This is a genomic window from Kordiimonas sp. SCSIO 12603, assembly GCF_024398035.1.
Classification (GTDB): domain Bacteria; phylum Pseudomonadota; class Alphaproteobacteria; order Sphingomonadales; family Kordiimonadaceae; genus Kordiimonas.
The window spans coordinates 2747149-2767627 of record NZ_CP073748.1 but is presented as its reverse complement, the minus strand read 5'-3'; the positions used below and the strand labels follow the sequence as shown (position 1 = coordinate 2767627).

The 20479-nt window shown below is 45.6% G+C and carries 17 protein-coding genes and 3 tRNA genes; 14 read left to right on the top strand and 6 right to left on the bottom strand.

Annotated elements, in window-relative coordinates; translation table 11 throughout:
• Positions 1 to 94: 94 nt before the first annotated feature.
• The 9 genes from KFE96_RS18195 (at position 95) to KFE96_RS12875 (ending at position 8119) form a co-directional block, all read left to right on the top strand.
• Positions 95 to 646: a cold-shock protein gene (locus KFE96_RS18195; RefSeq protein ID WP_304665229.1), complete on the top strand. Its 552-nt coding sequence runs from the start codon at positions 95 to 97 to the stop codon at positions 644 to 646.
• A gap of 1 nt (position 647) precedes the next feature.
• A complete protein-coding gene (locus KFE96_RS12910; RefSeq protein ID WP_255832969.1) occupies positions 648 to 1139 on the top strand; it encodes a DUF192 domain-containing protein in 492 nt (163 codons plus the stop codon).
• Positions 1139 to 1582, top strand: a complete 444-nt coding sequence (locus tag KFE96_RS12905; protein ID WP_255832968.1) for a PaaI family thioesterase — start codon at positions 1139 to 1141, stop codon at positions 1580 to 1582. The genes KFE96_RS12910 and KFE96_RS12905 overlap by 1 nt, the downstream gene beginning before the upstream one ends.
• Positions 1583 to 1603: 21 nt before the next feature.
• Positions 1604 to 2026 (top strand): hypothetical protein, encoded by a 423-nt coding sequence (locus KFE96_RS12900; protein WP_247021349.1) that lies wholly within the window; start codon positions 1604 to 1606, stop codon positions 2024 to 2026.
• A gap of 202 nt (positions 2027 to 2228) precedes the next feature.
• Positions 2229 to 2305, top strand: a tRNA-Pro gene (locus KFE96_RS12895).
• A 151-nt stretch (positions 2306 to 2456) separates the two neighbouring features.
• Positions 2457 to 2533 (top strand) — tRNA-Pro (locus KFE96_RS12890).
• A gap of 182 nt (positions 2534 to 2715) precedes the next feature.
• Positions 2716 to 2792 (top strand) — tRNA-Arg (locus KFE96_RS12885).
• 158 nt (positions 2793 to 2950) lie between these two features.
• On the top strand, positions 2951 to 4996 hold the full coding sequence (locus KFE96_RS12880) for a M10 family metallopeptidase (protein WP_255832967.1): 2046 nt from the start codon (positions 2951 to 2953) through the stop codon (positions 4994 to 4996).
• Positions 4997 to 5215: 219 nt separating this feature from the next.
• Positions 5216 to 8119 carry a TonB-dependent receptor gene (locus KFE96_RS12875; protein ID WP_255832966.1) on the top strand — a complete coding sequence of 968 codons (2904 nt, stop codon included), beginning with the start codon at positions 5216 to 5218 and terminating at the stop codon, positions 8117 to 8119.
• Between the two features lie 74 nt (positions 8120 to 8193).
• On the opposite strand, the gene pepF is transcribed toward KFE96_RS12875, so the two are convergent.
• Positions 8194 to 10071 carry an oligoendopeptidase F gene (pepF, locus tag KFE96_RS12870; protein ID WP_255832965.1) on the bottom strand — a complete coding sequence of 626 codons (1878 nt, stop codon included), beginning with the start codon at positions 10069 to 10071 and terminating at the stop codon, positions 8194 to 8196.
• 235 nt (positions 10072 to 10306) lie between these two features.
• Between pepF and KFE96_RS12865 the strand changes: the two genes are divergently transcribed.
• The 3 genes from KFE96_RS12865 to KFE96_RS12855 are packed head-to-tail and all read left to right on the top strand — an operon-like array spanning position 10307 to position 14549.
• On the top strand, positions 10307 to 10957 hold the full coding sequence (locus KFE96_RS12865) for a hypothetical protein (RefSeq protein ID WP_255832964.1): 651 nt from the start codon (positions 10307 to 10309) through the stop codon (positions 10955 to 10957).
• A complete protein-coding gene (locus KFE96_RS12860; RefSeq protein WP_247020559.1) occupies positions 10957 to 13287 on the top strand; it encodes an EAL domain-containing protein in 2331 nt (776 codons plus the stop codon). Before KFE96_RS12865 ends, KFE96_RS12860 begins: the two co-directional genes overlap by 1 nt.
• A gap of 20 nt (positions 13288 to 13307) precedes the next feature.
• Positions 13308 to 14549 (top strand): hypothetical protein, encoded by a 1242-nt coding sequence (locus tag KFE96_RS12855; RefSeq protein WP_255832963.1) that lies wholly within the window; start codon positions 13308 to 13310, stop codon positions 14547 to 14549.
• On the opposite strand, the gene KFE96_RS12850 is transcribed toward KFE96_RS12855, so the two are convergent.
• The 5 genes from KFE96_RS12850 to hspQ form a co-directional block, all read right to left on the bottom strand.
• Positions 14546 to 15592, bottom strand: coding sequence for a molybdenum ABC transporter ATP-binding protein (locus tag KFE96_RS12850; protein ID WP_255832962.1), 1047 nt, complete (start codon positions 15590 to 15592; stop codon positions 14546 to 14548). The two genes, KFE96_RS12855 and KFE96_RS12850, sit on opposite strands and share 4 nt — an antisense overlap.
• Positions 15589 to 16272, bottom strand: coding sequence for a molybdate ABC transporter permease subunit (gene modB / locus KFE96_RS12845; RefSeq protein ID WP_255832961.1), 684 nt, complete (start codon positions 16270 to 16272; stop codon positions 15589 to 15591). The genes KFE96_RS12850 and modB overlap by 4 nt, the downstream gene beginning before the upstream one ends.
• A complete protein-coding gene (gene metC / locus KFE96_RS12840) occupies positions 16272 to 17456 on the bottom strand; it encodes a cystathionine beta-lyase (RefSeq protein WP_255832960.1) in 1185 nt (394 codons plus the stop codon). The genes modB and metC overlap by 1 nt, the downstream gene beginning before the upstream one ends.
• Positions 17457 to 17467: 11 nt before the next feature.
• Positions 17468 to 18310, bottom strand: a complete 843-nt coding sequence (sseA, locus tag KFE96_RS12835; protein WP_255832959.1) for a 3-mercaptopyruvate sulfurtransferase — start codon at positions 18308 to 18310, stop codon at positions 17468 to 17470.
• 130 nt (positions 18311 to 18440) lie between these two features.
• Positions 18441 to 18767: a heat shock protein HspQ gene (gene hspQ / locus KFE96_RS12830; protein ID WP_255832957.1), complete on the bottom strand. Its 327-nt coding sequence runs from the start codon at positions 18765 to 18767 to the stop codon at positions 18441 to 18443.
• A 276-nt stretch (positions 18768 to 19043) separates the two neighbouring features.
• On the opposite strand from hspQ, the gene queF reads away from it, so the two are divergent.
• The gene (gene queF / locus KFE96_RS12825; RefSeq protein ID WP_247020544.1) at positions 19044 to 19508 is read left to right on the top strand and encodes a preQ(1) synthase; all 465 of its coding nucleotides are present in this window, start codon (positions 19044 to 19046) and stop codon (positions 19506 to 19508) included.
• Between the two features lie 83 nt (positions 19509 to 19591).
• Positions 19592 to 20479, top strand: a complete 888-nt coding sequence (locus KFE96_RS12820) for an alpha/beta fold hydrolase (RefSeq protein ID WP_255832956.1) — start codon at positions 19592 to 19594, stop codon at positions 20477 to 20479.

Genomic DNA, 20479 nt, shown 5'->3' with positions numbered 1-20479 from the left:
TCTTTTGGCAGTAGCATACTTCTGTTAACCTGTTGTTAAGTATGTAACGGCAGGTGGCAAGTAACGACTGATATTCCTTAAAGGGGGGAATGGTATGGACGGCCGTAATGACGTGTGTCCAGAGGAACGGCCCGAAGAACTTGGCCAGAAGGTTACTGGTAAAGTTAAATGGTTCGATGCTGTAAAAGGGTACGGATTTATTGTAGCAGATGATGATGACGGTGATGTTCTGCTGCATTTTTCAGTTCTACGGGAAGTGGGACGGAGATCGGTACCTGAGGGTACAACAGTAGTTTGTAATGCTGTAGCAAGAGATAGAGGCCGACAGGCGGTGTTGGTGCATTCTCTTGATTTATCTACCGCAGTTTCGCCAGAAGATTTGGGAAGGTCTTCTTTTTCACACCCAGGTATGGATGTTGATGTATCTGAGGATTTCGAAGACGTGGAAGTGAAATGGTTCAATAGAACCAAAGGATATGGTTTTGTATCTCGTGGTGAGGGTACTCAAGATATCTTTGTTCACATAGAAACGCTTCGTAGAGCTGGTTTAACTGATCTTGAGCCAACACAGCCTGTAAGGGTTCGTATTGGTACAGGAGAACGTGGGCCGCTGGTTGCCCAGATAGCACTTCCGGGTGATGCATAAATTGAAACTAACACAGATAGCACGCAGGCTTATGGCCTGTGTGCTTTTGTTTTTGGTCGGTAGTGTTGCGCCCGCCAATGCTCAAGAAAAGCTTACCACGCCACTTATCATTGAACGTGCTGATGGTTCCGTACATGAATTTCATGTTGAATTGGCGCTTTCAAACGCACAGCGGCAACAAGGTCTGATGAATAGGGAACATCTGGCACCAGATGCCGGGATGCTCTTTATTTTTCCAAATGAAGATTACAGAAGTTTCTGGATGCGGAATACGCTGATCCCGCTTGATATTATCTTCATGAAGAAAACCGGTGAGATTTTGAATATTCGGGCTAACGCCAAGCCTCTTGATGAAGGGCCGCGCTACAGCTCTGAAGGTAAAGCCAAGGCTGTGCTTGAAATTCCTGGGGGCCGCGCAGAAGAATTGAATATCAAGCCAGGCGATATTGTTCGTCATGCTTTCCTTGGTAACGCAAAAACATTCAAGAACTAATGAAAAGCCGCATTGCAACAGATGAAATGATTGCTGCGGCTAACCCGCCTGAGGGTTATGGGCCAATTGTATCCAATTCCAATTTTGCCTGGGAAAATGGGCCCCTGTTTGAAAAACGTGCTGGTGATGTTTGGTCGCGCGGATTTCGTGTTGCTGAGCGCCACATAAATGCTGGTGGAATGTGTCATGGCGGTATGCTGATGACATTTGCCGATATCATGCTCGCTACTGCGGTTATGGAGGTAACTGATCCACCGTTTGTTACTGTGCGTTTAACGACTGATTTTTTAGGTCCGGCAAAGCTTGGTGACTGGGTGGAAGGAACCGCAACTGCGCATTCTGCTGGTGATGGTCTCTTTTCTGTTGCAGGTTCCATCTGGGTAGGGGATAAGCTGGTGGCAGATGCTAGTGCGCTCTTTAAGGCGTTTCAGCGAAAATCTTGAATTTCTATAAAAGGAAGTATCATGAGCGATAAGCCCCTTTACCAAGGGTTTCTTGGCGAGTGGATTTTGGACCCGGACAGCTGCGAATACGAGCAGGGTGAGCCACCAGTAACTGGTTATTACGCTATCCACCAGAATGGGGAAGAGCTTGAGTTTAAAATGGCCTGGGTCGATACCGAAGGCGAGCAACACGCACATAGCTTCCGCTGTAAACCAGATGGGCACCAATATAAATTCGCGGGTGGTGATCTGGCTGATGCTATTTCAGTAACAGCGACTTCAGAGAATACACTGGATTCTTCAGCTTTTTACCGTGATCAGGAACGCATGATGGCTTACCGGACTTTAGTGAATGGTGGAACAGAGATGGAAGTAGTGCAGAAGGTAAACTTGCCGGGTGGCGGGGCGCCTTCCAACTTTGCGCGTTATGTACGAAAGCATTAGAGAATTACGACTCATTTGTTACAGTATGGGTGAAAACGGATGGGGAGCAGAATTACTCTGTTCCCTGTTTTTGTATAAGGTTTCAATGACACGCTTTCAAAGCCTTGGAAACCATGGGGTTGCGGGCTGCGCTCGGTTTTTTCATAATTTTTGAATTTTTCCCTTGCATCAGAACGGCTATAACCCTAGATACACCGAGCGCCGGGGAGTGGCGCAGCCTGGTAGCGCACCTGTTTTGGGTACAGGGGGTCGCTGGTTCGAATCCAGTCTCCCCGACCACTTTCTTCAGAGAAAGTTTTTAAGACCAATAAAACCCAACGAATAAAAAGGCATCCTTCGGGATGTCTTTTTTCGTTTCCAGATAAAATTTCTTCAGCCTGTTATTTTTCCCTTGCATAAGTGGGCTGATAAGAATAGATACACCGAGCGCCGGGGAGTGGCGCAGCCTGGTAGCGCACCTGTTTTGGGTACAGGGGGTCGCTGGTTCGAATCCAGTCTCCCCGACCACTTTCTTCCGGGAAAGTTTTTAAGACCAATAAAACCCAGTCGAAGAAGAAGGTATCCTTGTTGGATGCCTTTTTTCTTATCAGCGGAAAGAAACTTTTAGGTAAGGCATTTTACCTATTTTCTTTTTCAGGCTGTTACGATAGTGTGCAGCCCGCTGGCCAGACGGCCATATATCTATGTGCGGTCCCGTAGCTCAACTGGATAGAGCGGCTGACTTCTAATCAGCAGGTTCGGGGTTCGAGTCCTCGCGGGATCGCCATTTATATTTTCCAAACAATCTATATCTTGCAGTTTTGTTTTTACACTCTTTCTAAGATTGTTAATTCAGTGATTTCACTAAAATTACACATAACACTTTTTGTTTACCAGCTAGAGGTATAAACTCGTTTTTTCAGGCTCAGTTCAGAGGAGGCGGTTTTGTGTGTAGGTAGCAGCACATGTAATTGTAATTGTAGCGGAAAAGTTAGCCCAGTTCGAAGCGAAGATGCTAATCAGGCAAGTACAACAGTAAGCGGGATTGATGATGTCGTACCTACATCATCTGCGGCAGCGACTGGTACGCAGACTATTGATGCGCTGATATCTGGTATTAAATATTCGGCTAATGCAGATGGTACGACGACACTCACATACAGCTTTGGCGGCCCTGACAGTGTATATTCCTCGGATGATATTGTCGGCTATCGAGACGGGCAGGATTTAGAGCCTGTTAGTGGGGTATCAACACTTTCTGCATATGCCCAAGGACTATTCGTTGAGGCACTTGAAGAACTGCGCCGGTACACAAACCTGGATTTTGCACAGGTAGAAGATGATGCAACCACAGCCGGTACACTTAGGATAGCCTGGTCTGGGATTGATGATGAAAGCGCTGTTGGCTGGGCTTATTTGCCAGGCAATACAGTGCAGGCAGGTGACATCTGGTTAATTTCTAAAAATCATAAAGAAACTGACGTAGACTTCGAACATACTATTTTACATGAACTTGGGCATGCGCTTGGTCTTAGTCATTCGTTTGAGGGGGGCATTGGTGGTGCAACGATGCCCTCTGAGCTGGAAGGTGTTGAATATACTGTAATGAGCTATACGGTATCCGCCCGTTTCAGCGAAGCGACATGGGCTGATCTCTGGCCGCAAACATATATGTATCATGATATTGTGGTGCTGCAGGAATTGTACGGTAAGGATACTGTTACAACAGCTGGTACAGATACTTATACCTTTGATACAGCTGAGCGCTACCTGCAGACTGTATGGGATTATGGAGGTAAGGATACCTTGGCTGTTACAGGCGCTAAGGCAGTGCATGTTAATTTAGCCCCAGGCTCTTGGAGTAATGTAGGAACTGATATTCAGTATTGGTCTGAGGGAACTGGCTTCTTCGAAGATAGTTATACTCTCTATATAGCGGATGATACCATCATAGAAAACGCTACTGGCGCAACTGGTGATGATACTATTCAAGGTAACGATGCCGCGAACCGTTTGATTGGAAATGATGGTGATGACCGTATGGAAGGCGGGGCAGGTAATGACGTGCTGCGCGGCGGTGCCGGTGATGACCAAAGCTTCGGCGGAGAGGGGAATGATCAGTTATGGGCCGGAGCCGATGATGATGGTGATGACATTGTTGTTGGAGGCAGTGGAAACGATACGGTAGCTGGGGCCGCTGGAAATGATCTGCTTATTGGTGGAAGTGCCAATGATGGAGAAATAAAACAACTTGTATCTTCAGCAACCAGTGCTTTAGCTGATGGCTCCGATACGCTTTACGGTGGGGATGGCGCTGATACGCTGGTTGCAGGTGGTTGGGACGATAGTGCTGTAACTGATAATGGCCTATTTGATCATGGTGAACAGGTAACAACAGGTACGGCAAGTGATGTCATTTGGTCTGGAAATGGAGGAGATGCCATATACGGAGCAGATGGTGCTGACCTGATCGGTGGTGGTCAGGGTGATGATACCGTTTATGCCGCTGGTGGTGATGATAGCGTTTTTGGTGGCCAGAATGATGGTAGTGATAGCGGGACTAATGATTATATCGATTTGGGTGCTGGCGATGACCTTGTCTATAGTAGCGGTGGCTCTGATGTGATTTTTGGCCAGGCTGGTGCTGATAATCTTTTCTCTGGCGGTGGAAACGATACTGTTGATGGCGGATCGGGTGATGATACTCTGTGGGGTGGTAGCGGTAATGATACCTTCACGGGGGGATCTGGCGCAGATACGTTTGTGTTTGCTGACGGTCATGGAGACGACCGTGTTGAAGACTTCAATGTTTCTGATGATACGCTGTACCTTGCAAATGCAACGACCAATTTCCAATCAGCAGGTGATGTTCAAGCTGCAGCCAGCGAGCAATCTGGTGGTGTATTGATTGATATCGGTGGAGGGGATAGCGTATTGCTGATAGGTCTTTCTCTCAATGATTTAGCCTCTGTAAACTACGTCTTTGATTAGTAATATTTCTTGTTTATTGGCGATGAGGGGAGCTGCGTTTGTGGCTCCTTTTTTTGTTAGTATAGTTCTAAGGTATTGATTTATAAAAGGAATATTCAATTTTTTCTTTGTTACATGGAAAGTTCACTCACTCGTAACTGAAGCGTAACAATCTCAGCGTTTCTAAGTGGCCAGATAATTCAATAGTAAACACCACTATAAATGGCTCAGAGAGAAACAATGTCTATTCCATCAAAACTTAAGAATGTGCGCCGTGCTGTACTCACTACAGCAAGTGCGGTGGCTATTTTGGCGTCTGGTGCTGCTTACGCGGCTGACCTTTCAGGCCGTATTTCCGATAGTGAAAACGCAGTGGCACTTGAAGGCGCTATTGTGCAAATTAAGGAACTTAATCGCCGTACAGTGACCAATGCTGAAGGTGGATATTATTTCGGTAATATTCCAGCAGGCGAATATACGCTGGTAATCAATTATATTGGTACAGATCCGATTGAACGAAAGGTTACTGTATCCGAAGATGGCGGTAAGCTTGATATTGCTTATGGTGCGAATGAAGGTGTTGACGAAGTTATCGTTGTAACTGGTCTTCGTGGTTCTCTGAATAGTTCACTTGCCAAACAGCGTTCGGCCGATAATGTGGCAAACTTCCTGTCAGCTGATGCAGCGGGTAACTTTCCTGACCAGAACGTATCAGAGGCGGTGCGCCGTATCGTTGGTCTATCTGTAGCAAATGATCAGGGCGAGGGCCGCTTTGTAATCATTCGGGGTATTGATCCAAACCTATCTTCTTCTTCGATTGGTGGTGTAAGGCTTCCTTCCCCTGAAGGTGGTGACCGTCAGGTAGCCTTGGATATCTTCCCATCTGAAATTCTTGAAAGTGTTGAGGTTACAAAGTCCCTGACACCTGACGTAGATGGTGATGCGATTGGTGGTAATGTTGATATTAAAACGCTTTCTGGTTTTGATCGTGACGGTTTGTTCGTGAAAGCAAAACTTGAAGGCAGTTATAACCGCCAGCAGGATGATATTAGCCCTAAAGGGGCTCTAACAATTGCAAACAAGTTCAGTGATCGTTTCGCAATTGCAGGTTCTTTCAGTTATTTCGATCGTGATTTTGGCTCAGACAATGTTGAAGTTGATGGTGGCTGGATCAATGAAGATGATGAAGATCAAACAATTGATGCACTAATCCCGGAAGAGCTTGAGTTCCGTGATTATGTGATTTCTCGTCGCCGTATCGCTGCTGCTTTAAACCTTGATTTTAAACCGACAGACAGCACAGATCTTTATATCCGTTCTCTTTATTCCAACTTTAGAGATTCTGAAATCCGTAGTCGGGTCGAGTTGAAGTTTGATGAAGGCGAGTTCGATCTGGATAATACAAATGCAGCCGATGGCGTTGCGTTCCAGAATGGTATTGAAGCAGACCGTGATGTTAGAAACCGCGTTGAAACTCAGAAAATTCTGACTGTGCAGGCGGGCGGTGAAACGCGTCTTGATAGCATGCGCATTGAATATTCTGCTTCATACTCCAAAGCTGAAGAAAATGAGCCAAACCGCTTTGATATCGATTTCGCAGGTGAAGATTTTAATGCTGGTGTGAATTTCAGAAACAGACTTCTTCCTAATTCGGCTTTCCTTAATCAGGCTGATTTTGACGGTATTCGCGATGCTTCCGCTTATGAGCTTGATACCATTGAGTTTGGCAACAACTTTACAGATGATGAGCAGATTGCGTTCAAGCTTGATATCGCCAAAGATCTCTACTGGAATGATAACCCAGTACTGATTAAATGGGGGGCAAAAGCCCGTCTGCGTGAAAAGTCACGTAATGACAGCACCATTGTTTATGATGGAAATCTTGGCGATGTAACGCTTGCGGATTTTAGAACTGATATTGATTTCCCACCTGATTTTGCGGTGGGTGATTTTGGCCCTGATGCGGCAGCAGTTGAAGATTATTTCCGAGCGAATGTATCTACTTTTGAAATCAATGAAGCAGATACTTTGATTGCTTCAGACGCTGTAGATTATGAAGCGGAAGAGAATATCTATGCTTCATATATTCTTGGCCGTATTGATGTTGGTGCGCTTCGCGTTATCGGTGGTGTTCGCTATGAATACACAGACTTTAAAACAAGCAGTAATTTCGTAACGGTTGGTGAAGAAATTGTTCGCGATGCTGATGGTAATCCTGTTCTTGATGATGAAGGGGAGCCAGAAACGGAAGATGTAACATCAGTTTCACCCGTAAATACAGATCGTGATTATGGCCACTGGCTGCCAAGTGTAAACGTTCGATATGAATTGAAACCAAACTTACTTCTGCGTGCAGCATACTTCCGGTCCGTTGTGCGTCCAAACATTGATGATATTATTCCAACAGGTGAAATCGAGTTTGAAGACGAGTTCGAAGATGGCGAGATTGACCGTACGACAGAAGGTACAATTGGTAATGGAGCGCTTGTGCCGTTAACCAGTAACAACCTTGATTTCGGTATTGAATGGTATCCGAATAACGACTCCATCATTTCAGCAGGTGTTTTCTATAAGAAAATCAAAAACTTCGTTGTAGATCGTACACTTGAAGATGTGACTATCAATGGTATTGATTTCAGTGAAGTTGTTCAGCCGTTCAATGGTGATGAAGCAACGGTGAAAGGGATTGAACTTAACTATCAGCAGGCTCTTACGTTCCTTCCGGGTTTGCTTGACGGTATTATCCTTGGCCTGAATTATACTTATGTTGATAGTGATGCGACTATTGATACAGGTGAAGAGGTACGTGAAATACCATTACCGCGTACTTCCAAAAATATTGCCAATATTGTTCTTGGTTATGAAAAAGGCCCGCTAACACTTCGCGCCGCCCTTACATACCGCGATGAATATCTGGACGAAGTTGACTCTGAAGGTTTTGGTGACCGGTACGTGCTGGATCACAAACAATGGGATTTCTCTGCTTCTTATGAAATCTATGACGGTGTGAAGCTATACGGCACTATGTCTAACGTGAATGACCGCCCATTTCAGGCCGCATTCCGTACTGGCGGCCAAGATTTCCTTGCACAGTATGAAGAATATGACTGGACAGCCAGTTTTGGTGTAAAAGCCAAGTTCTAGGTTTATTCAGGTATAGACCAGAAAAGGCCGGAGAGTTTTCCCCGGCCTTTTTTGTTTGCAAGCTGACGCAGGGATTATTTCCCCATGCGCTTAAGAATAACTTCAGCTTCATCCATCAGGCGGTTCATACGAGCGATGAGTGCGTCATATGGAGCACTTGAAGTAAGGTCTACACCCGCATCTTTCAGCATTTCATGTGGGTATTTACTGCCACCAGCTTTGAGTACGTTTAGATAGTCATCATCTGCTTGTTCGTCACCGCTTAGCATACGTTCGGCAAACATGGTGCCTCCTGAAATGCTTGTCGCATACTGATACACATAGAAATTATAATAGAAATGCGGGATATAAGCCCACTCAATCGCATAAAGCGGATCAATATTCATAACGCCTTCATCGTGGCCATGATATTTTTTAAGAAGATCAAGGTACACTTCTGTCATCTTGGAGCCAGATAGGGCTTCGCCAGCCTCTGCAAGTTCGTGGATTTTCAGTTCAAATTCAGCAAACATGGTTTGGCGGAAGAAAGTACCACGATAACTTTCGAGTGCGCGATCGATATAATAAAGCCGCTCTGCATCGCTCAGGTTTTTTGCCAACATATGTTCTTGCAAGAGAACCTCATTTGTTGTTGAAGCAAGTTCCGCTGTGAAAATTGGATAGCTGTATGTTTCGTAAGGATTGTTTTCCTTGGCAAGCATAGTATGCACCGCATGGCCCCATTCATGAGAGAAGGTGGAGACATCTTCAAAACCACTATTATAGTTCAAGAGAACATAAGGGTGTTCGTCATAACCAGCGCCTTGCATATACGCGCCTGAGCGCTTACCCGGTTGCGGATAAACATGCATCCAGTTACCTGCAAAACCTTCATCTAATTTTTTAAGATATTCTTCCCCAAAGGGCTTTAAGGAAGCTTTTGTCATTGCTTTAGCTTCGTCTAGCGTGAATTCGCGTTCGAGCTGGGTTACTTCCGGGTAAATGTCGTAATAGTGCAGGTCTTCGAGGCCCATGATGCGCTGACGCAGTTTTAAGTAGCGGTGCATGGACGGTAGGTTCTCGTTCGCAGCCTTTACAAGTGCGCGGTACACATCGGATGGCACATTGCTACCTGCAACCGCTGCATCAAGCGATGTAGGGTATTTACGAGATTTACTTGTGAAGATATGAGAGCGCACCAAGGTATCAAGGGTTTGGCCGAGAGCTGCTTCATACTGCTTCCATGTGCTCCAGAATTCATCAAATACTTTCTTGCGGTCTTCCCGGTTTTGTACCGCGCGGTATTTAGTGTACATGGATTGATTGAGGTCTACGGTCTCGCCGTCAGACATAGTTACCTTTGGCCACGGAATACTGGCCGTGGTAAGAAGCGAGTAAATCCGCTGTGGCCCTGAAAGCACTTCACCAGCGTTTGCGAGCACGCCTTCAGCTTGGTCGCCAAGAATATGCTCTTTTCGTTTTATCAGGTCTCTGATGTTAAAGGCATGTTTTTCAAGGCGCTTATCTTCTTTGATATATCTTTCCAGAGTTTCTGAGCCAGCTGCCTGCATTTCCGGTGACATATAAGACGTAATTTGCCCAAGCTTCGCGAAGACAGAACGTGCCAGGCTTAGTTTTTCCTGGCCTTCTGCGTTACGTAGATCTTCATCTCCGCCCAGAGATGCATAAATAAACATACGAGCTGTGCGCTTGTTAATGGCTGATAGTTCATCGGAAGCATCAGCTAGCGTTTTAGCACTTTCTGTCAGTTTACCTTTAAAACGAGCAAGCTTTTCAATATCTATAAGCAACTGTTCACGTTCCTTATTCCAGTCACGCTCTGTTTTATAAAGGTCAGTAAGGTCCCAGCGAATTTGTGCTGGTTCAGTTGTTTCTATAGCTTGTGCGGGAAGGGCTGTGATAGCTGTTGTTGCCATAAGGCCAGCAATGGCGTAGCGCATATTTTTAAACATCTTTATCCCCCTGATAAATGTGTTGGACTCAAGAGGAAAGCTTACACACAAAAAAAGGGTTTCCGCAATTCAACGGAAGTTCTACGGGATTTCGCTAGCTGATTGTTATGCTTGATTTTTTGATCTTTACTCTTCGGTAATATTATTCACATAGGAATAACTAAATATTGATTGGGATTTTTGCCGAAAAATCCACTAACGTAGCAACACATTGTGTGGATTGGGAGTTGGGGCGATGAATTTGTTTAGAGCTTTTACAACGGGCGCTTTTCTCGTTCTTTCGGCGGGAACTGTTGCGAATGCGGATAGTATTGCACTAACCGTGAAAGATGCGAAAAATAGATCTGTTGAACATGCGGTGGTTGCTTTAACGCCTCAGTTTGAAACTGATTTTAAATTCGCTGCTCCTGAAGCCGCTGAAATGCAGCAACGGAATACGTTATTTGCGCCTTTCGTACTTCCCGTACAAACTGGCACCAAGGTTTCATTTCCGAACCTGGATGAATTCCGCCATCACGTATACAGTTTTTCTAAAACAAAGCGCTTTCAACTGAAGCTATACGGTAAAGACGAGTCCAAAGAAATTTTGTTCGATAATCCGGGGGTTGTGGCTTTGGGCTGTAATATCCACGATAACATGCTGGCGTTTGTTTATGTGACGGAAGCACCGATCTACCAAAAAACCAAAGCAAATGGTACGGTGAGCTTCGAAGGTCTGCCAGCAGGTCAGTATAAAATGGAAGTCTGGCACCCAGATTTAAAGGATCGAAAATCAGTCTTTACAAAGATGGTAGTGATTGAAGGAGATACTTCTGAGGCTGTTGAATTAGCGTTGCGTTCGGTTCGTAAAAAACAAAATCCACCATCGGAAGAAGAATATAACTAATGCCATCGTTTAAATTTCAGACCAGATTAACGATTGTTTATCTTGCGCTGTTTTTAGCGGTTCAAAGTATCATTATTGTCGCCTTTTATTCTTCTTTGGATGAAAATGTCGGTGATCAGGTGCAGGACCAGTTAAGTTCTGCTGCACGAGTTTTTGAATCTATTGTTGATGAGCGAGTAGAGAAGCTTACCGACCTTGTGCAGGTAGTATCTCAGGATTTTGGCTTTAAGGAAGCAATCCTTAGTGAAGATATTCCAACTGTTAAATCAGCACTTTCCAATTTTGGAAACCGCGTAGATGCTGATTTTTCAATGGTATATGACATTGATGGTGAAATTGTAACATATGCTGGCAGGCAGGGGAAAAGGCTCACGGAGGCCTCTTTCCTGAGTGCGGAATTGAAAGAACTTGCTGAGGCAGCTTCTACAGCATCTTCTATTATGGAAGCCGAGGGGCGTCTTTACGAGGTTGTATTAGCGCCTGTTTATGCGCCTGACCTTCAGGCCTGGATTGCACTCGGTATCGAACTGGATGAAGTTGAAGCGCTAGAGATTAAAGAACTATCTGTTGAAGGTCTTGAAATCGCGTTTCTATACAAGGAAAATGACCGCTATAAACTTGCGGCTTCTTCTTCCGATGAAGGTGCATTGGCGCAGTTTTTAGATACCGGTATTTTGAATTCTATGGGAGCCGTTTTCCGGGCACCATATCTCGGTGACGATTATATGTTCTGGTTGATGGAGCTTCAGGGCTCAGCCACACAGGGCAATGAAGTTTCCACGCTGCTTTATTATTCGATTGATAAAGAAATACGCAGTTATGCTGATTTTGCGATAACACTTCTTGGTATTCTGGCGATCGGTCTCGTTTTCCTTTTTGGTGGAAGTATGGTGATCTCGCGCGGTGTTACCAAACCTCTGCGTGAACTGGCGAGCGCTACCAACCGTATTGCTCAGGGCGAATTCCACGAGGTTGCTGCTCCAACAAAAGACGATGAAATCTCAGATCTTACGAAAAGCTTTAACCACATGGTGGAAGCCGTACGTGAGAGGCAGGACCGCATCCGTTTTCAAGCTTTTCATGATCCTGAGACGGGACTTCCAAACCGGAATAACTTTGAAAAAGATCTGATTGAAACAGTTGAAAAAAAGAAGCAATTTGCGTTGGTTATTGCTGAGGTGCAGCAACTGCTTGAACTAAGAACTGTACTGAACCATGATCATGTAAATGATTTGCTATCTGGTATTGGCGAGCGCTTACAACAGGTGTCAAACGCCAAAGTAGCGCGCCTTAGCACAGAATCTTTCGCGTTTATTCTTGAGGATGCAGCGGGAGCTGAGGTTGTTGCCTCGTTAGCTATTAATTCCTTTATGACGCCGTTTGAAATTGCTGATGTAGCAGTGGATGCCAGCATCAAAATGGGTTTAGCAAAATTCCCTGATGACGGCAAAGACGCTATGCACCTTATGCAGCACGCTAACTCAGCGCTCGATCAAGGCCGGGTATCTCCAAAAGGGTATGCTTGGTATGTGCAGGATACAGGCACGTCTTATGCGCAAAACCTATCCCTTATGAGTGATCTGCGAGAGGCACTTAATACTGGCGAAGTATCTTTCGCGTATCAGCCAAAACTTGATCTCGCTGAAGGTAAAATTACCTCCGTTGAAGCCCTTGTGCGCTGGAACAGTAAAACACGTGGATTTGTACCACCGGACGATTTCATCCCGTTTGCTGAGCGTACGGGTGATGTAAGGCATGTAAGTGAATGGGGATTGCGGGAGGCTATTTCACAGTGTGCAAAATGGCATGCAATGGGGCACAATATTTCTATCGCTGTGAACCTATCTACCAGTGATTTGATGAACTTGAACCTTCCGGGGCAAATTTTGCTGCTGCTTAGGGAATATAAAGTTCCGCCAGAAAACCTGAAGCTCGAGGTAACAGAAAGCGCGGTGATGCATGATATGTCTCGCGCTCTTGAGGTTCTGAACATGCTGAGCGCGATGGGGCTTACATTGTCGATTGATGATTATGGTACCGGTTATAGTTCTCTAAGCTACCTGAAAAAACTGCCAGTAAGCGAGATTAAGATTGATAAATCTTTTGTATTGAAGCTGGCGGAAAATGAGGAAGATAGAATCCTTGTTCGTTCAACAATTGAACTTGGTCATAACCTTGGACTTAAGGTGACTGCAGAGGGTGTAGAAGATCAACAATCTGTCGATATGTTAAGTGAATATGGCTGTGATACACTGCAGGGATATTTCATTAGCAGACCGCTTCCTGCACGTGATTTAGAGAGTTTCCTGAACGAATATAAATTTAAGTAAGGTATATTATGGTGCGTGTATTGAGTTTATTGACCATAGGTACTTTGTTTTCTTTTCCTGTGGCCGCACAAGACAGTTTTCTTGATATCTCGGGTTTAGCTGATTTTCGCCTGACCCATGCTTTTGCTGGTGAAGAAGATTTCTTTAACGGTGGGCTGGGGAAAACCCGCTACGGTGCTTCTGAGGACGGGAGCGCGAATACTCAGTTAAGACTTTCTGAGATATCTGTATTGGCAAAAGCTGATATTGCGTGGGGATGGAAGGCTTTTGCGCATCTCAAGTTTGATAGCGAGCAGGATAAGCCTGTCGATTTGGTTGAAGCATTTGTCACTTACAAACCGGTACCTTCTTCTGCCTGGTCTTTTGAATATAAAGCAGGACTATTTTTCCCTCATATCTCGCGGGAAAATATCTCAACGGCTTGGACAACGCCGTATACGATCACGCCTTCAGCGATTAATGCCTGGGTAGGGGAAGAGATCCGAGCACTTGGGCTTGAGGCACGCGCTACATATAAAACGGAAAATCATAAAGTCTCACTTTCCGGAGCAATTTTCGGATTTAACGACCCTGCAGGCTCTCTTTTAGCTTTTCGTGGATGGGCGTTACATGATGCAAAAGTGGGAGCCTTTTCCACGGTACCACTAGCCCCCATTCCTTCTATCGGGACCGAGGACTCGTTCCTAAGGCAGGCAGCTTATGTAAACCCGATCCGAGAGCTTGATAACAAACCGGGTTTCTATGCTGCGCTGGATTATTCATATGGCCGCAATTTACAGCTTGGTGCCTTTTATTATGATAACCGGGGTAACCCTGAAGCCTTTAATGGTGAACAATATGCGTGGGATACCCGCTTCTTAAATGTATATGCTGAAGCCAACCTACCTTCTGATATCAAGTTTATCAGCCAATATATGCGTGGCTCAACGGAAATGGGCGTGATTGCTGAGGGCGATCGGCGTTATGTGGATGTAGATTTTAAGGCGGCTTTTGCACTTCTCAGCAAAACCTTCGGGCCATTCAGGCTTTCAGCACGTTATGACTGGTTCGATAATGACGATAATTCATTTATTCAGGTCGATAATAACTTTGAGAATGGCGATGCCTACACAGTAGCTTTTTCCTGGAGAATTGATGCGAAGAACCAGTTGCTCACTGAATATCTTCAAGTGAACAGCGACCGTGATAATCGGGTAGGGCTTGGTGTTGATCCTGAACAAAAGAATAAACTACTTCAGTTCAGTTTCCGCCGACGTTTCTAGTTGTTGTGTACGTCTTTAATGGCTACGGCTTTTATTAATAGATAAATTTTTTGGCCTGTGCGAAGCGTTAAGTTCCTATAGGCGCGTTCGGTGATTTGGCTGGTGATATGCTCACTACTGCCTTGAATGCGGCATTGCACGTTTACTGATTTGGGCGTTTGAATTATCTCTGTAATCTCGGCTTCAAGGATATTTTGAATACTGGTGTTTTCCGCGGGCGATGTAGCCAGTGCAACATCATTGGCAAGAATACGCAGTGTGAGAGTGCTGTTTTCTTTTTCCCCTTCATCTTTTACCCAGATAGTTTGTCCGCCAATCTCGGCAGCTAGCAATCCATCTTCGCGGTGTGCCGCGCTGGCAGTAATAATAGAAAGAGTGCTGTTAAGACCCAGAACTTCATATGTTTCCGAAGCGTTTAGTATGTCAGTTAATGAACCAGAAAGAAGTGGTCTACCAGCATCCATAAGAATGGCATTATCTGCAACCGCAATCATTTCTTCCAGCTGATGGGTTATCAGTAGCATAGGTATTTGATGCTTCCGGTTTATTTCCCTAATCAGCCGGAGCATAGCATTACGACGAGATGTATCGAGGCCGGTAAGTGGCTCATCTAGAATTAGAAATTTAGGATCTGCGGCGATTGCTCTAACAAGTGCGACCCGTTTGGATTCTCCGCCCGATAGGTTCTGGGGGGGGCGTTTGAGAAGATGCTTGATATCAGCCAGTTCAATAAGTTGGTCTATATCCTTTTGCTTTAGCTGCGCTGATAGCCGAATATTATCTTCGACTGACATAGTAGGAAAGAGGGCAGGTTTTTGCATAACGAGCCCAATAGAACGTTCTTCAGGGGGCAGGTTCGATACATCGTGCCCTTGAAGCTTGATATGACCGTTAGCCTTTTCCAACCCGCATATAGTGCGTGCAAGGGATGTTTTCCCAGCGCCAGATTTGCCCATAAGAACAGTAATGCCGCTTTGAACTTCAAATGAGGCATGGCCTTCTGTAGCCCCCAACTGCCATTTCAGATTGACGGATAGGCTCATGACTGGCTCCTCAGCTTATGCCGACGAGATAACCATTCTGAAATGATCAGGCTGCCAATAGCTGGTATCAGGCAAAGTAATGCAAAACGTGCTGCAATTTCTTCGCCGCCCGGTGTTTGTGCCGCCTGAAAGAGCGCCAACGGCAGTGTTTGAGTAAGGCCTGGAATATTCGCAACAAAGGTAATGGTTGCGCCAAATTCACCTATCGCACGTGCAAACCCTAAAACCGATCCCGAAAGAATGCCGGGTAGGGCATGTGGCAGGCTGATACGCCGGAAAATGGTGTATGAGGGAAGGCCTAGTGTTTGTGCTACCTCTTCATACTCTTTTGGTTCAGCTTCAAAGGCTTGCCGAATACTGCGGACCATAAGTGGGAAAGCCATAATGCCGCTTGCAATTGCTGCTCCTTGCCACTGAAAGGATGGGTTTAAACCAACGCTGTTCAGCCAAGCACCAAAACTACTGTTATGTGAGAAAGCGATTAGCAGAAGGAAGCCAATCACCACTGGGGGAACAACAAGCGGGATGTGAAGCATACTATCCAGAAGGAATTTTCCGCGAAAGTCTGAGCGGGCCATACGGTAAGCGGTAAAAACAGCTAAAGGTAGCCCAAGGGCAATGGCCCATAAAGCTACCCTTAAACTCAAGAATAATGCATCAATTTCGGTCTGGTTGAGCATCAACGCCCTAAATGCTTGCTATATCTTTCTAGTCCTGCCTGTAAGTCTTCTATCAAGTCATCGGTATTTTCAAGTCCGATATGAAGACGCAGGAGCGGGCCGTTTGCTTTCCAAGGTGTTGCTGTGCGGCATGTGGCTGGATTGCTTGGCAAGATCAAGCTTTCATAACCACCCCAGCTGAAGCCCATTTTGAAATATTTCATTTCGTCGACCATGGCAGCTGTATCTTCATAACTGCCTTCTTTGAGCACGATCGAGAACAAGCCGCAGGAACCAGCAAAATCGCGCGCCCAAATCTCATGGCCTGGGCAGTTTTCGAAGGCTGGATGAAGCACTTCTCCGACCATCGGGTGGTCTTTAATCCAATTGGCAATCTTCAGTGCATTTTCTTCATGTTCTTTCATGCGCACTCCAAGAGTACGTAAACCGCGGAGTGTTAGAGCAGCATCATCAGGAGATACTGTCTGGCCCATCTGATATGCGGTTTGCTGAAGCTTTTTAAAGGTGCGTTTGTTTGCTGTGGCGCTGCCCATCATTACGTCTGAATGGCCGCAGATATATTTGGTGCAGGCATGGACTGAAATATCAGCCCCCAGTTCAAGCGGGTTAAGAAGCAGCGGTGTTGCCCATGTGTTATCAGTAATAACATAAGCGCCGATTTTTTTTGCCGCTTCACAGATCGCAGGCAAGTCCTGCACCTCAAATGTAAGCGAACCCGGTGTTTCAGTAACGATAAGCGTCGTGTTTTCTTTAAACAGTGTTTCGATGTCAGAACCCAGAAGCGGATCGTAATAAGTAGTTTCAACACCAATGTGTTTCAGGTATCCGTTCGCAAATGAGCGTGTTGGATCATAAGCGCTATCAGTGATGAGAATATGATCACCGGGTTTAACAAGTGCCATAATGGCGCCTGTAACCGCTGCAATACCACTTGGATACAGCATAGTGCCTTCGCCGCCTTCAAGCTCTGTCATTGCCTCAGCAAGCGCCCACTGGGTTGGTGTCCCTTTGCGTGCATAAAACAGGTGGCGCGCAGAAGGATCAGCGCAGCGTTCGCGCATTTCAGCATATGTTTCAAAAAGACAGGTAGATGCGCGGTAAATTGGCGGATTTACCACGCCGTGGGTCCACTCCTTTTTTCGGCCCGAGGTTACTAATTTGGTTTCTGTTTTTTCTTTTGTCATAAATTACTCGGTTATTCTGTCTCTATCGGAAAATCATGAAGGCTGCCCCATTCGGTCCAGGAACCATCATAAATTGCCGTATCCCATTTGCCTAGCTCTGCAAACGCAAGAGCCAGATTACAGGCTGTAACACCAGAGCCGCAGCTTGTGACAATAGGGCTGTTGAGGTCAATAGCGCGATCGGCAAGAATATCTGTAAGTTGCTGTTTAGATTTTATCGTGCCGTCTTCTCTGTAAAGCTCTGAGAAAGGTAAATTCAGCGAACCCGGGATGTGGCCAGCACGCAGACCGGGACGTGGTTCTGCTTCACAGCCATAAAAACGACTTGCGCCGCGTGCGTCCACAATCTGTGCTGATTTTGTATTTGAGATCGCTAGCATATCTTCTTTGGATTTAAAGAGCGTGGGCTGGAAAGAAGCTTTGTAAGACGATGGAGTATAGCTGCTTGTGTCAGTTGAGATTGGCTTTCCGTCAGCCAACCATTTTTTCAGGCCGCCATTCAGTACATAAACCTGTGTGTGACCCATCAAGCGGAAGAGCCACCAAACACGGCCAGATGATTTTACATCACTGTCGTCATACACCACCACTGTATCTTCATTTGTAACACCGAGGGCGCTTACGGCTTGTTCAAAAATATCTACTGTAGGGACAGTGTGAGGGAAAGGTTCAGATGCATCGCATACAGCATCAATATCGAAGAAGCGAGCCCCGGGAATATGGTGTTGCTTGAATTCCTCGCCTGCTTTCCTGCTGGTTGCAGGCATGTGCCATGATGCGTCAAGGATAACAATGTTCTGGTCATCCAGCTTCTCTGATAGCCAATCAGTGGAAACTAATGGTGATTGAAGCATTTCATCTCTCCCTCAATATATGATCTGTTCTTTTTAAGGGAACTCACGCTAGATGCAATGCGACAAAATGCATAAAAAAAGGCACCCCGAAGGGTGCCAGGTATCATAGCTCACTTGAGCAACGAGGAAACTAGTTAATGATCATTCGGCTGGCCATATCGCCTTGCCGATTAACCCTGAACAGCACGCTTAGGAGCGGATGTTCAAATTCTTCTGCGTCATCAAAATGCAGGAGGTTTTCTTCTGCAACATATGTGGTGTGAGGCTCACCATCCACCAACACATGATACCATGGACGGTCTTTTGGTGTGGTGGTTGGAACGTTGGTTTCGTACCATTCAGGAGATTGGCTATAGACGGCATCTACATCGAAAATAAGACCACGGTATCCATATTTCTTGTGGATAATGATTGTTCCCGGGGCAAATCTTGCTGTTTTTGTCTCTGTGTTTTCCATCTTCTGTCTCCTTATCAGTTCGTTCTAAACCTCTTTTCTTTCATCTCTCGAGCACCACAGTTTGTAACTGTTATCTATCACCCTACAGGGTTTGCCTTAATAAAGGCTGAACAAAAATGTTAAAATTGCTTAAGTATGAGCAATTATCTTTCTCTATAGATGGGGGCGATACCAAATTTATTCAAGTGAGGCGTGGATTAGAGAATTGTTTTGACACAAGGAAAAACTAGGCGCATAGGCTGTGCCTAAGAATGTTTTCAGATTACAGGAATGAAAATGAGCAAGAGTATTTACGAAGGCCTCGATCAACTTGGAAAGCAAGGTGCCGCGCCGCAAAACCCTGAAGAAGCGGTTCTTGAGTATGTAGAAAACCCACGTAAAGGCACGAACTATCTGGTGCGTTTTACATGCCCTGAATTCACAAGCCTTTGCCCGGTGACAGGCCAACCGGATTTTGCCCACTTGGTTCTTGATTATGTGCCGGATGAAAAACTGGTTGAAAGCAAATCTTTGAAGCTTTTCCTGCAGTCTTTCCGTAATCACGCCGCTTTTCACGAAGATTGTACGGTAGGTATTGCAGAGCGCCTTGTGGAAGAAATGAAACCGAAATGGTTGCGCTTCGGCGGATATTGGTACCCACGTGGCGGTATTCCAATTGATGTTTTCTACCAGACAGGTAAAGCACCAGAAGATGTTTGGGTGCCAGAGCAAGGTGTACCTACATATCGTGGCCGTGGTTAGAGGCTTGAAATTATAAAGATCAGTCTAATTGATTATAGGCAATCGGCACCGCTGGTTGCCTTTTTCTTTGGGGAGAGACATGAATGAGAAACGGGCCAGTTCAGCATTTTGTTGATGTGGATGGAGCACGCCTGAATGTTTGGGAATGGCAGGGCGAGGGCGATCCTGTTGTTCTTTTGCACGCTACCGGCTTTCACAGCCGCTGTTGGGATTATGTTGCTGAGCAACTTCCAGACCAGCATATTTATGTGGTTGATCTCCGTTTTCATGGTGAAAGCTCAAAGGAAGGCAAGGTTGATTGGCCGACAATGGCTGACGATATCAAGGGCGTATTGGAAAAACTGGATATAAAGAATGCCGTACTTAGTGGCCACTCTATTGGTGGATATTTAGCGACAGTGGCTGCCGCTGATATGCCAGAACGAGTGAAGGAGCTTGTTCTGCTTGATCCAGTTATCATGTCGCGGACTATGTATAAAATACTGGGATTAGCGAACGGTTTCATGAAGCCAGAGAAACACCCTGTCAGCCGTAGGCGTACAGAATGGGACAGCTCAGAATCCATGTATCAGCGCTATAAAAAGCGCGCACCCTTTAAATACTGGGAAGACAGAGTTCTTAAAGATTACTGCGCACACGCTCTGTTAGGTCCTGATGAAAAAGGCGTTTATAAACTTGCTTGTTCTCCTCTGCATGAAGTGCAGATCTATTTGAACCATAATGGGAAAGTAATTCATAATGCGCTTGGGCGAGTAAAAGCCCCGGCAACTATACTGCGCGCCCGTACCGCTGGTTTGTTTGGTAACCCACTTTCGTTTTCAGTGTCTCCCACATGGTCCAAGCTATCAGATGCTTTTCAAACTGGGCGAGATGTGCATTTAACTGATTTATCCCACTTTATTCCTATGGAAGCCCCTGATTTGGTGGTGAATTACATCAAGGAAGCCATTGAGGGCGATTGGCATAGGTAA

Bases quoted from the DNA above. Each gene is read 5' to 3' on its own strand.
- KFE96_RS18195 (WP_304665229.1), top strand. From the start codon at position 95: ATGGACGGCCGTAATGACGTGTGTCCAGAGGAACGGCCCGAAGAACTT.
- KFE96_RS12905 (WP_255832968.1), top strand. From the start codon at position 1,139: ATGAAAAGCCGCATTGCAACAGATGAAATGATTGCTGCGGCTAACCCG.
- KFE96_RS12900 (WP_247021349.1), top strand. From the start codon at position 1,604: ATGAGCGATAAGCCCCTTTACCAAGGGTTTCTTGGCGAGTGGATTTTG.
- KFE96_RS12875 (WP_255832966.1), top strand. From the start codon at position 5,216: ATGTCTATTCCATCAAAACTTAAGAATGTGCGCCGTGCTGTACTCACT.
- pepF (WP_255832965.1), bottom strand. From the start codon at position 10,071: ATGTTTAAAAATATGCGCTACGCCATTGCTGGCCTTATGGCAACAACA.
- KFE96_RS12865 (WP_255832964.1), top strand. From the start codon at position 10,307: ATGAATTTGTTTAGAGCTTTTACAACGGGCGCTTTTCTCGTTCTTTCG.
- KFE96_RS12860 (WP_247020559.1), top strand. From the start codon at position 10,957: ATGCCATCGTTTAAATTTCAGACCAGATTAACGATTGTTTATCTTGCG.
- KFE96_RS12850 (WP_255832962.1), bottom strand. From the start codon at position 15,592: ATGAGCCTATCCGTCAATCTGAAATGGCAGTTGGGGGCTACAGAAGGC.
- modB (WP_255832961.1), bottom strand. From the start codon at position 16,272: ATGCTCAACCAGACCGAAATTGATGCATTATTCTTGAGTTTAAGGGTA.
- metC (WP_255832960.1), bottom strand. From the start codon at position 17,456: ATGACAAAAGAAAAAACAGAAACCAAATTAGTAACCTCGGGCCGAAAA.
- sseA (WP_255832959.1), bottom strand. From the start codon at position 18,310: ATGCTTCAATCACCATTAGTTTCCACTGATTGGCTATCAGAGAAGCTG.
- hspQ (WP_255832957.1), bottom strand. From the start codon at position 18,767: ATGGAAAACACAGAGACAAAAACAGCAAGATTTGCCCCGGGAACAATC.
- queF (WP_247020544.1), top strand. From the start codon at position 19,044: ATGAGCAAGAGTATTTACGAAGGCCTCGATCAACTTGGAAAGCAAGGT.
- KFE96_RS12820 (WP_255832956.1), top strand. From the start codon at position 19,592: ATGAGAAACGGGCCAGTTCAGCATTTTGTTGATGTGGATGGAGCACGC.